The sequence below is a fragment of the Carnobacterium sp. genome, from assembly GCF_049673005.1.
GTDB lineage: Bacteria > Bacillota > Bacilli > Lactobacillales > Carnobacteriaceae > Carnobacterium_A.
Genome location: NZ_JBATXB010000123.1, coordinates 16,637 through 29,142, shown reverse-complemented (window position 1 = coordinate 29,142; position 12,506 = coordinate 16,637). Strand labels below are relative to the sequence as shown.

Sequence of the window (12,506 nt, the reverse complement as noted above, 5' to 3'; positions counted from 1 at the left end):
TATTCAGAGTATTTTGAATGTGGTATACTTTATATTTATATAGAAAAGACAATAAAAAAAAGGCGCGTGGTGTAAAATTGAAAATTGCAATAGTTACAGATAGTACGGCGTACCTGACAGAGGCACAATACGAAGAACAGTCAATTTATAAGTTGCCACTTTCAGTTGTGATAGACAATACTGCTTATTTAGAAGAGGTAGAAATTGGAAATGAAGAATTTTTTGAAAAAATAACGAATATGGCAACTTTGCCTACGAGTTCTCAACCAACGACAGGACAAATTATTACTTTGTTTAATGAACTTTCAAAAGAATACGATGCGATCATAAGTATCCACTTATCAAGCGAGATTAGCGGAACGTATGCAAATGTAGCTAGTGTAGCCAATATGATGGACGAGATTTCGGTATATCCTTTTGATTCTGAAATAAGCTGTGCTGCACAGGGATATTATGTATTAGAAGCTGCACGCTTAGCTAAAAATGGGTATACGGTTGAAGAAATTTTTGAAGTATTGGCTAATATGCGTAAAACAATGAAAGCTTATTTTTTGGTAGATGATTTAAATCATCTAGTGAGAGGTGGTCGACTTTCTAACGGTTCAGCAATGATTGGTTCTTTACTAAAAATTAAACCGATTTTATTTTTCGATAAAAAACAAATTGTTGTTTTTGAAAAAATCAGAACAACAAAAAAAGCCCTGAAACGTATCGAACAGCTTTTAACACAAGACTTAGCGAAAGATTATCCAATCGTAGCAACTATTATTCATTGCAATGCACAAGAACAAGCAGCAATTTGGGAAGCTTACTTACGAGAAAAATATCCAACAGTAAGATTTGAGACAAGTTACTTTGGGCCAGTCATCGGGACTCATTTAGGTGAAGGAGCTTTAGGAATGACTTGGGTAGAAGATCAAACGAGAATAGAAACAGTTTTAAGCAAAAGACAAAACCGATAAAACGGCTTTGTCTTTTTTTGCGTACATTTACTTTGTAAGTAGAAAGGAGGCTTATCTTTGTGCTTGAAATAAGCGGACGAGAAGTTTTAAAAGAAGAAATTACCTCTCTTTTGAAAGACACTAGCGGAATGACTAAAATAAAAGGCTTTAAAGAAGTTAATGGCCATGTTCAATGTAGTCGATGTGGAACAAGAGACCGAAAGAAAAGGCAGGAAGCTCCTTGTACTTGTAGAAACAACTGCTACTACTGTATTAATTGTTTACAAATGGGGAAAATCAAGGCTTGTAGTATCTTATATACGGTTAAAGAGAGAAATCAATTTTCCTTATTGATGGAACCAATACTTACTTGGAAAGGTGAGTTATCAAAACAACAGGAAGACGCTTCAACAGATATTATAGAAACCATTCGTTTAAATGAAGAACGATTAATCTGGGCTGTAGCTGGAGCGGGTAAAACAGAAATGATTTTCAAAGGGATTGAATTAGCCTTACGAGCTAAAAAAAGAGTTTGTATCGCTTCTCCACGTGTGGATGTTTGCTTAGAACTAGCTCCACGTTTAAAAAGTGCTTTCGAGACTGTTCCACTAGCAGTCTTGTACGGTGGATCAGACGAACCTTATCGCTATACTCAGCTGGTTATCGCAACCACACATCAGTTATTAAGGTTTAATCAAGCATTTGATGTATTAATTATTGATGAAATTGATGCTTTTCCATTTAATATCGATCAGTCATTACAATATGCAGCGAAAAAAGCCAGAAAAGAAAATGGAGCACTTCTATTTTTATCGGCTACACCTAGTAAAAATATGCAACGCTCGATTAAGCTTGGGGAGTTAAAAGCAACTATTCTTCCTGCTCGGTATCACGGGTATCCTTTACCTCAGCCCGAATTAATCTGGTGTGGAGATTGGCAAAAGAAAATACGCTGTCAAAAAGCTACGGGAGTATTCTTTACTTTTTTAAAAAAGAATTTACATAAAAAAAGAAGAATGCTTATTTTTTTACCTAATATTGTTTTGATGCAAAAGTTAGCTAGCCAAATAAAAGACTGCTTTCCAGAAGCCATTTTTACAACGGTTTACGCTGAAGATCCACAGAGAAAAGAGAAAATTATAGACATGCGTCAAGAAAAATATGATTTTCTTCTAACAACGACTATTTTAGAAAGAGGCGTGACGTTTAAAGATATCGATGTTTTTGTATTAGGGGCAGAAGATCGGACATTCACTGAGTCTGCGTTGGTACAGATTGCAGGTCGAGCAGGAAGGCATAGAGATTTTCCTGATGGAATGGTGTTGTTTTTTTATTATGGAAAGACAAGAGCATTAAAAGAATCGGTACGTCAAGTGAAAAAAATGAACAGATTAGCAAGAGAAAGAGGGTTATTAAAAAAATGTTAACTTGTTTATGCTGTGGGAAACAAGAAATAGAAAAATTACTTTTGAAGGATGTGTTGCTTTTTAAACGATTAAACTCGACTTTGCGTTGTCGATCATGTGAATTAAAGCTGGTTAAATTAGCTACGGAGTCAACTTGTATAAGATGTTGTCGAATAGTGAAGGGGGAAAATGAGTGCTGCTCAGATTGTCTGAAATGGCAACAGCATTATCCAACATATTTATTCAAGCATACGGCTCTTTTCCAATACAATTTATTTTTAAAAGAATGGTTGGAAAATTTTAAATATAAAGGCGATTACCGCCTAGTTCATTTATTTGACCAAGAAATTGCTCATTATTTTAAAGAGAAGAACCAAAAGTATAAGTATTGTATCCCAATCCCAATTAGTCAAACAAGTATGAAGTTACGTGGCTTTAATCAAGTAGAAGAGATACTAAAATCCGCTGGAGTTAACTATTATCCAGCCTTAATCCATATAGGAACAGGGGGGAAACAGTCAAGTAAAAATCGAAAAGAGAGAATGGAGTCAATTCAACCGTTCATTCTGAATAAAGATTATTCCAGCAAGCTAGAAAACAAACACATTATTTTAATAGATGATATCTATACAACAGGAAGAACACTGTTTCATGCAGCGGAATTAATGCACCAATTAAGCGTTGCGTCGATTGAAACGTTCTCAATTGCTAGATAAAAGAAAAATATAATTAATTTTATTTGTTAATTAAAGCGCTATCCTATATAATTGAAATAAGCAAACGACCAGTTGAGTGGTCCGACTGGTGTTGCTGATTCTGATACACAATCAGATGAAAGGGGAGAGTGTTTATGTTTAAATATAATGTCCGTGGTGAAAATATTGAGGTAACCGCAGCAATTCGTAGTTATGTCGAGAAAAAAGTAGGCAAAATTGAACGTTACTTTACTGATGTGCCTGAATCTACAGCACATGTTAACCTAAAAACGTATTCAGATAAAACTGCGAAAGTGGAGGTAACAATCCCGCTTCCTTATCTTGTATTACGTGCGGAAGAAACCTCACCTGATTTATATGGAAGTGTAGATCTAGTCGTTGATAAACTAGAAAGACAAATGCGCAAATACAAAACCAAAATTAATCGTAAATCACGTGAAAAAGGTTTTGATATGCAAGTCCCAACTGAAGAGTTACATGATGAAGAAGATGAAAATGATATTGAAATTGTTAGAACAAAACGTTTGTCACTGAAACCAATGGACAGTGAAGAAGCCGTTCTACAGATGAATATGTTAGGTCACAACTTCTTTATTTTCGAAGATGCTGAAACAAATGGAACAAGCATTGTTTATACTCGTAAAGATGGAAAATATGGTTTAATCGAAACAGATTAAAAATAGAATCTAAATTGTTATCATTTAATAGAAATCTTGCAAGAAACTGACTTAAGTTTCTTGCAAGATTTATTTTTATTTGTATTAAGACTAATGAAGTTACATAAAGAACGTTCGATAAACGGTAATAGTTATTTTGTTTGTTAGATAAGTCCTGATGAGAGATGCGTTTTGAATATAAAAAGGTTTCATTTGTGAATCAGTAATGATAGAATTAATGAGGATGTAAACAAAATTAACTAGAAAATTCTAAACCTATTAAATAGAGTAGATGAAAAAGAACACTAAAAAAACAATAACCATTAAAAATAAACTAGAAAACAGCACTAAAAGAGGAGAAAAGTAAATGGCGAATTTCTTACGTAATTTAATTGAAAACGATAAAAAAGAACTTAAAAGCTTAGGTAAAGTAGCAGATCAGATTGAAACGTTTGCGGACCAAATGAATGCATTATCAGATGAAGGATTAAAAGCAAAAACACCAGAACTTCAAAAACGGTATCAAAATGGTGAATCGTTGGATGACTTGTTACCTGAAGCTTTTGCAACTGTACGTGAAGCAGCAAAACGCGTTTTAGGATTATACCCTTACCGCGTTCAATTAATGGGTGGTGTTACACTTCATCGTGGAAATATCCCTGAAATGAAAACAGGTGAAGGTAAAACACTAACAGCTACAATGCCCGTATACTTAAATGCCTTGACAGGCGATGGCGTACACGTTGTAACAGTTAATGAATACTTGGCTAGTCGTGATGCTGTTGAAATGGGAGAACTGTACCAGTGGTTAGGACTAACAGTAGGATTAAACTTAAACTCTAAATCAGCTGAAGAAAAACGTGAAGCTTACCTAGCTGACGTTATGTATAGTACGAATAATGAAATGGGTTTTGATTATTTAAGAGATAATATGGTTGTTTATAGAGAACAAATGGTACAAAGACCATTGAACTATGCCATTGTCGATGAAGTGGACTCCATTTTAATTGATGAGGCGAGAACACCTTTAATCATTTCAGGACAAGCAGAAAAATCTACGACTCTTTATACAAGAGCAGACTATTTTGTAAAAGGATTGAAAGAAGAAGAAGATTATACTATTGATGTTCAATCGAAAACAGTTGTTCTTACTGAGGTGGGAATGGAAAAAGCAGAGAAAACGTTCCGAGTTGAAAACTTGTATGATGTAGAAAACCAAGCATTAACTCACCATCTAGATCAAGCTTTGCGTGCTAACTACATTATGCTATTCGATATTGATTACGTTATCCAAGATGATAAAGTTATGATTGTTGATCAATTTACTGGTCGTATTATGGATGGACGTCGTTATTCAGATGGATTGCACCAAGCGATTGAAGCTAAAGAGGGCGTAACAATTCAAAATGAGTCAAAAACAATGGCAAATATCACGTTCCAAAACTTTTTTAGAATGTACAAAAAATTAGCCGGAATGACCGGAACGGCTAAGACAGAAGAAGAAGAGTTTCGCGAAATCTACAATATCAGTGTTGTTGCAATACCAACGAATAAACCGCTAATTCGTGATGACAGACCAGATTTATTGTACCCGTCGTTAATTAGTAAGTTTGAAGCAGTTGTCGAGGAAATTAAAGAACGTCATGCCACTGGACAACCTATTTTAGTCGGAACAGTTGCTGTAGAAACATCAGAGTTGTTATCTGGTCTACTAAAACAAGCAAAGATTAAACATGAAGTACTAAACGCCAAAAATCACTTTAAAGAAGCAGAAATTATCACAAATGCTGGTCAAAAAGGTTCTATCACAATTGCAACAAACATGGCTGGACGTGGAACAGATATTAAATTAGGTGCAGGAGTTATCGAAGCTGGTGGACTTTGCGTTATTGGTACTGAACGTCACGAATCAAGACGTATCGATAATCAACTACGTGGACGTGCAGGACGTCAAGGAGACCCAGGTGTTACTCAATTTTATCTTTCTTTAGAAGACGACTTGATGAGACGATTTGGCTCGGAAAGAATCCAAGCCGTTCTTGAGCGTCTAAAAGTCCAAGATGAGGATGCTGTTATCCAAAGTAAAATGATTTCACGTCAAGTTGAATCAGCTCAAAAAAGGGTTGAAGGAAACAACTATGATACACGTAAAAATGTCTTGCAATATGATGATGTTATGCGTGAACAACGCGAAATTATGTACAAACAGAGATTAGAAGTTATTATGGAACAAGAATCCTTGAAGAAAGTAACCATTCCAATGATGGCACGCGCGATTAATCGGATGGTTCAATTGCATACGCAAGGTCCTAAAGAAGAATGGAGCTTGCAAAGCATCTTAGATTTTGCCCATTCTGCAGTTGTTCACCCAGATGATTTGAGTTTAGCTGATCTAGAGAATAAATCTGCAGATGAAATTCAAACAACATTACTAGATGCAGCAAAAGAGATATACACAGAAAAGGAACAACAATTAAATGGAACAGAGCAAGTATTAGAATTTGAAAAAGTAGTTATCTTACGAGTAGTAGATAGTAAATGGACAGATCATATTGATACAATGGATCAATTGCGCCAAGGTATTGGTTTGGTGGCTTATGGTCAATCAAATCCTTTAGTAGAATACCAAACTGAAGGGTTTAGATTATTTGAAGAAATGATTGCAGCAATTGATTACGACGTTACTAGATTGCTAATGAAATCTCAAATCCGCCAAAATTTACAAAGAGAACAAGTAGCTAAAGGCACGACAGCTCGTTCAGCAGGCGATGGCGAGGTTGTGAAAGAAGCAAAGAAAAAACCAGTATCTGTTGATGGAACAAAAGTAGGACGTAACGACCCTTGTCCATGTGGTAGCGGTAAAAAATTCAAAAATTGTCACGGAAAAATTTCAAACTAAAAGTAAAAAAGAAAACACGATTTGATTAGCAAATCGTGTTTTTCTCACTAAATTATTTTTAATAAGGGGTAATAATAATGGAAATAAGTGAAATTAGAAATAAAGTAGAAACAGCGAAGGTAAAGATTGCTGGTTTCAGGAGGTCTCTTTGACTTAGAGAGTATGGAACAAACTATTGCCGAATATGATCATCAAATGACAGAACCTACTTTTTGGGATGACGCACAAAAAGCGCAAGCCTTAATTAACGAAGCGAATAGTATGAAAGAAATATACACAAGCTTTAAACAACTGGAAGATAAGCAAGAAGAACTAGAACTCATGCTTGAAATGGTAAAAGAAGAAACGGATTCAGATTTAGAAGAAGAGTTAGAAAGTGAAAGTATGGTTTTCTTTGAAACTCTTGAAAAGTATGAATTAGATATGCTTTTAAGCGGACCGTACGATAAGAACAACGCAATAATTGAGTTACATCCAGGAGCTGGTGGAACAGAGTCACAAGACTGGGGAAGTATGCTATTGCGGATGTATACGCGTTGGGCTGATAAAAGAGGCTTTAAGGTAGAGACGGTTGACTATCAAGCTGGTGATGAAGCCGGTATAAAGAGTGTTACATTATTAATAAAAGGGCACAATGCTTACGGATACCTAAAAGCTGAAAAAGGGGTTCACCGTCTTGTTCGTATTTCACCATTCGATTCAGCAGGACGACGTCATACTTCTTTTGTTTCTATTGATGTTATTCCGGAGATAGAAGGAAATATAGACATTGAAATCAATTCAGATGATCTAAGAGTAGATACCTATAGAGCGAGTGGAGCAGGTGGTCAGCACATTAATAAAACAGATTCCGCTATTCGAATTACACATATCCCAACTGGAATTGTTGTAGCTAGTCAAGCTCAACGATCACAAATGAAAAATAGAGATCAAGCTATGGGGATGTTAAAAGCAAAATTACATCAATTAGATGTTGAAAAGAAAGAACAAGAAATGGCTGAAATTAGAGGGGAACAAAAAGAAATTGGTTGGGGATCGCAAATAAGATCGTATGTTTTTCATCCTTACACAATGGTAAAAGATCACCGTACAAACTATGAGTCAGGTAATGTTACAAATGTGATGGATGGGAACATTGATTTGTTTATCCAAGCTTATTTGAGAAGTACAATGACGCCAGATAACTAAATTAATTCAATTCTGTCAAATTTCTGTCAAACTTTCGTGGTTGACAGATTTTTTTTTGTTGTATCTTGAAAACTAATTTAAACTAAAACCCAAAAAAATATCAGTTTAAAACTTTATAAATAATGCATAACCCAATTAAAATGAATTTAAACAAATAAAGTGGGGAATGGTTAAGTTGAATGAAATGCTGATTTAAATAATACAGTTCGTTACAGTAATGTGACGGAGTGAAATGTATTTGTAAACAAACTACAACAGACATTGTTTTTTTGAGTGCTATAATTAGGAAGGATTAAATGGCAGAAAGACTTCATAATCCCTTATACAAATAGTCCCTTATCCAAAAACAGTGAATGTATGAAGAGTAAGACAAACTAAAAAAAGTTAGGTGATATGATGATTGAAATGCTAAATGTCTATAAAAAGTATCCAAATGGTATTACTGCGGTAAATGGATTAACCGTTCGCATTGAACAAGGTGAGTTTGTTTATGTTGTTGGGCCAAGTGGAGCTGGTAAATCGACGTTTATCAAAATGATGTACCGCGAAGAAAGAGCTACAAAAGGTACAATCAAAGTTGGAGAATTTGATTTAGTGAATATGAAAGATAAAGATATTCCATATTTAAGAAGACATGTTGGAGTAGTTTTCCAAGATTTTAAATTACTGCCAAGATTGACAGTGTATGAAAACATTGCTTATGCAATGGAAGTAGTTGAGAAAAGTCCGAAAGTAATCAAAAAACGAGTTTTAGAAGTTTTAGATTTAGTTGGACTGAAACATAAGATAAGAATGTTTCCAACGGAACTATCCGGTGGAGAGCAACAAAGGATAGCAATCGCAAGAGCAATTGCAAACATGCCTCGCGTATTGATTGCTGATGAGCCAACGGGAAACTTAGATCCAGACACTTCAATGGAAATCATGACTATTTTAGAAGAAATTAACAACCAAGGAACAACAGTCATCATGGCAACTCACAATAGTCAAATCGTAAATGTCGTTAAACACCGTGTTCTTGCGGTTGAGAATGGGCGCATTGTCCGAGATCAATTGGAAGGAGACTACGGATATGAAGTTTAGAACAATAAAAAGACACATAATTGAAAGTTTAAAAAGTTTAAAAAGAAACGGTTGGATGTCTCTTGCAGCTATCAGTGCAGTAGCCGTAACTCTGCTATTAGTAGGATCATTTGTGGCAATGCTAATGAATGTGAATAAGTTAGCAACAGATATTGAAAATGATGTTAGTGTGCGTGTCTACATCGATTTAGCTGCTGATGAAAAAGAACAGGAAAAGTTAGAAGCTGAATTAACAGCATTAGACAATGTGGATACAGTTGAGTTTTCTAGTAGAGAAAGTGAATTAAAACAAGTTGTTGGAAGTTACGGAAATGAGTTCAATCTTTTCCAAGGTGACGATAATCCATTATATGACGTATTTATTGTAAATACAGATTCACCTGATAATACTGCTACTGTTGCAAAAAAATCAGAAACATTAGAGCATGTAGCAAAAGTTAATTATGGTGGAGCAACCGCAGATAACTTGTTCAAAACGATGAACACAGTTAGAAATGTCGGGGTTGTAATTATTGGTGCCTTAGTATTGACAGCAGTTTTCTTAATATCTAATACGATTAGAATTACCATTATGTCTCGTAAAACAGAGATAGAAATCATGAAATTAGTTGGAGCAACAAACTGGTTTATCAGATGGCCATTCTTAATTGAAGGAGCACTGATTGGATTCATCGGATCGGTTATACCTGTTGCGTTTATCACGTTCCTTTATGTAACTATTTATGAAATTGGGACAACTTATTTATCAGGAACATATTTTGCATTATTGACACCAGTACCGTTTTTATACCAAATCGGCGGCGCAATGCTAGCTGTAGGAATAGTAATCGGGGCTATAGGGTCATCCATTTCGATTAGAAGATTTTTAAAAGTTTAAAAAAAAAGCATTTAGGGGAAAACGGAGGAAAGAAATTGAATAAGAAACTATTAACTCTTTTTTTAACAGCAACAATAGGAGCAACAACTTTTTTAGCACCATTATCAGCTAAAGCAGAGGTTGAGAATGATGTTAGCGCGGTAAATGAAAAAATTCAAAAGCTTGAAAGTGAGAAAGAATCTGCAGCAAATGATTTAGTGACGATCACGAATCACATTTCTAAGAATGAAGAGAATGCCGCTTCATTAATGTCAGAAATGAGCACAACTCAAAAAACATTAAAAGAATTAAGCCAACAAATAGAAGAATTAAATTCGGCTATTGCTGCACGTGAAGAAAAGTTAGCTAACCAAGCACGTACAGTCCAAGTAAATGGATTTACTCAAAACTATGTTGATTTTTTATTAGAATCTGAATCATTTTCAGATGTTTTAGGACGTGCGGATGTTGTTTCTAAAATAGTTTCAGCTAATCAAAATTTAGTTAAACAACAGACTGAAGATAAAGCTTTAGTTGCAGAAAAACAAGCTGAAAATGAAGAAAATTTAAAGAACCAAACACTTTTAGCTGCTAAATTAGAAGCTTCTAAAACTGATTTAATGCAACAACAACTAGAAAAGGAAGCTGTTGTTGCAAAGATTGCAGCTGAAAAATCTTCAGTTGAAAACGAAAAATCAAAACTATTAGCAACTAAAGAAAAAGCTGAAAATGCAGCAAAAGAAATTGCAGAAGTTAAAAATGCAACGGTAGTAAAAACAAGCACAACATCAAAAGAAGCTACAGTAGCAACAACTGAAAAGAAACCAGAAGCAACACCAACAACCTCACTTCCAGTTTCAGGCGGATCATGGGGAACTGTTCAAGGAGCGGCCTTTGGAGTTCAGGGAACACCTTACCTATATGGTGGTGTAACAACTTCAGGATTTGATTGTTCTGGATTTACTCAATATGCATTTAGAGCAGCGGGAGTTAGTTTACCACGTACAGCAAGTGCTCAATACTCTGCATCAACAAAGATTTCTCAATCTCAAGCAAAACCTGGTGATTTAGTATTTTTTAATCAAACAGGAAGTATAGATCATGTTGGTATCTACTTAGGAAATGGTAGCTTTATTGGAGCTCAATCTTCTTCAGGAGTATCAGTAGCACAAATTGACCAGTATTATTGGGGCAAATATGTTGTTGGATTCGGACGAGTAAACTAATCGATACTTTTCTATTCGAACAATGCCTTTTTTAAAAAAACTTCGTACCCTAAATGCGATTAAAAAAACTGATAAAAAACACTTAAAAGTGTTTTTTATCAGTTTTTTTTGGTCGTAGTGAGATTAATTAGGAATAAATCGAAAAAAACTCTATTTCTATTTTACATTTACTCTTAAAATAGGTACGCTATAAGAAAGCAAAACTTATTTAATACTTTTTTAGGTTAAGACTAGTCATTCTTCAAGAAAATTGAATCATTAAAAGAGAAAGTAAGAGTAAATTGAAGTTGAGAGGATGGAAATATAAATGCAACTGATTATAAATGTATTAATAACGTTACTCCTGTTTTTTATTCAACCGGTATTTTTAATAGGATTACTTTTAGCTATTACGACAAGTTACAAAAGAATTAAAAACGAGAGAACAAATCACAGAGTAGCTATATATAAAGAACTGTATGAATTAAAAAATTATTTGCTATTTGGGCTGATTGCTGGTTTGGTAGGGTCTATATTAAGTATTGGAATAGGGGTTCCTGTTACGATGGATTGGATAATCGTCTATGAAGTAGTAGCGCTATTATTCTTACTAATTGGTTATCGTTTTATTAGTCCTGTTTTCACTTTTTCCATAACAACTTTAATTTTAATTGCAGTTAAATTGTTAGATAGTGAATTTCCTTCCAAGATATTACCCGAAGGATGGTATCAACCTTTTGAACAATTGCAATGGGTCAATTCTAATTTAGTGACAAATGTATTATTTATAACGGCTATTCTAATTGTTATGTCTCTATTCGTAATTAAAAAGCACGCTGACAAAAAATTAACTCCATGGTTTTTACAAACAAAACGTGGAAAAAGAATAGCACGTTATCAAATTAAACCGTTTTGGGTAATTCCATTATTAATCGTTATTCCGGGTGAAAGTTTCGGGGCATTCTTTGATTGGTGGCCTGTATTTGCATTAGGAAATCAACAGTACTCCTTGTTTCTATTGCCAGTATTAGCTGGTATGCGTATAACGGTTCATACACAACTGCCTAAAGAAGCTGTACGCTTGTTAGTTAAAGATTTTTCTGTTTTAGCAGTTGTAACAGGTTTATTGGCTATTGGATCTATTTGGAATATCTACGTAGGTCTTGCAGGATTAATCTTGTTACCGCTTGGTGGACTACTTGTTTTATATCGTCATCGTCGCCGTGAAAACAATTGGGCCTTTTTATTCGGAGCTGCAAATGAAGGTTTAAAGGTTATTGCCATTCGTCCTGATACTCCAGCTGAAAAAATGAACGTAATAGTAGGCGATACATTAATCTCTTGTAACAATCAAGAATTAGAAACGGAAGAAGACTTTTATCAAGCACTATCGAAAAACAGTGTTTATTGTCACTTGAAAATAAAAGGATCAGATGGAGAACTAAGGTTAGCTGAGACGGCTCTTTATGCAGATTCGCCACATGAAATTGGTATAGTGTTGTTATCAAATAAATAAAAAATGGATTTTTTAAAAGTAGAGATATTAGGTGGAGGAA

10 protein-coding genes are annotated in these 12,506 nt (G+C 34.6%); all 10 read left to right on the top strand.

What is annotated here, in order from left to right; translation table 11 throughout:
- Nucleotides 1-77: 77 nt before the first annotated feature.
- On the top strand, nt 78-962 hold the full coding sequence (locus tag WBF61_RS09175) for a DegV family protein (protein ID WP_424256007.1): 885 nt from the start codon (nt 78-80) through the stop codon (nt 960-962).
- Between the two features lie 59 nt (nt 963-1,021).
- The gene (locus WBF61_RS09170; RefSeq protein ID WP_424255869.1) at nt 1,022-2,368 is read left to right on the top strand and encodes a DEAD/DEAH box helicase; all 1,347 of its coding nucleotides are present in this window, start codon (nt 1,022-1,024) and stop codon (nt 2,366-2,368) included.
- A 155-nt stretch (nt 2,369-2,523) separates the two neighbouring features.
- Nucleotides 2,524-3,063 carry a ComF family protein gene (locus WBF61_RS09165; protein ID WP_424255867.1) on the top strand — a complete coding sequence of 180 codons (540 nt, stop codon included), beginning with the start codon at nt 2,524-2,526 and terminating at the stop codon, nt 3,061-3,063.
- 134 nt (nt 3,064-3,197) lie between these two features.
- The gene (hpf, locus tag WBF61_RS09160; protein ID WP_424255865.1) at nt 3,198-3,740 is read left to right on the top strand and encodes a ribosome hibernation-promoting factor, HPF/YfiA family; all 543 of its coding nucleotides are present in this window, start codon (nt 3,198-3,200) and stop codon (nt 3,738-3,740) included.
- Between the two features lie 346 nt (nt 3,741-4,086).
- The gene (gene secA, locus WBF61_RS09155) at nt 4,087-6,618 is read left to right on the top strand and encodes a preprotein translocase subunit SecA (protein WP_424255863.1); all 2,532 of its coding nucleotides are present in this window, start codon (nt 4,087-4,089) and stop codon (nt 6,616-6,618) included.
- Between the two features lie 77 nt (nt 6,619-6,695).
- Nucleotides 6,696-7,806, top strand: a protein-coding gene (gene prfB / locus WBF61_RS09150; RefSeq protein WP_424255862.1) for a peptide chain release factor 2 whose coding sequence is annotated in 2 segments (ribosomal slippage) — nt 6,696-6,755 and nt 6,757-7,806 — 1,110 coding nt in all. Because the reading frame shifts where the segments join, the coding sequence is not laid out codon by codon here.
- 396 nt (nt 7,807-8,202) lie between these two features.
- Entirely contained in the window at nt 8,203-8,889 is a 687-nt protein-coding gene (gene ftsE / locus WBF61_RS09145; RefSeq protein ID WP_424256005.1) for a cell division ATP-binding protein FtsE, read from the top strand.
- Complete coding sequence (gene ftsX, locus WBF61_RS09140) at nt 8,879-9,766, top strand: permease-like cell division protein FtsX (RefSeq protein WP_424255860.1); 888 nt, start codon at nt 8,879-8,881, stop codon at nt 9,764-9,766. Before ftsE ends, ftsX begins: the two co-directional genes overlap by 11 nt.
- 35 nt (nt 9,767-9,801) lie before the next feature.
- Nucleotides 9,802-10,971, top strand: a complete 1,170-nt coding sequence (locus WBF61_RS09135; protein WP_424255858.1) for an NlpC/P60 family protein — start codon at nt 9,802-9,804, stop codon at nt 10,969-10,971.
- A gap of 307 nt (nt 10,972-11,278) precedes the next feature.
- Nucleotides 11,279-12,466, top strand: a complete 1,188-nt coding sequence (locus tag WBF61_RS09130) for a PDZ domain-containing protein (RefSeq protein ID WP_424255857.1) — start codon at nt 11,279-11,281, stop codon at nt 12,464-12,466.
- Nucleotides 12,467-12,506 lie beyond the last annotated feature (40 nt).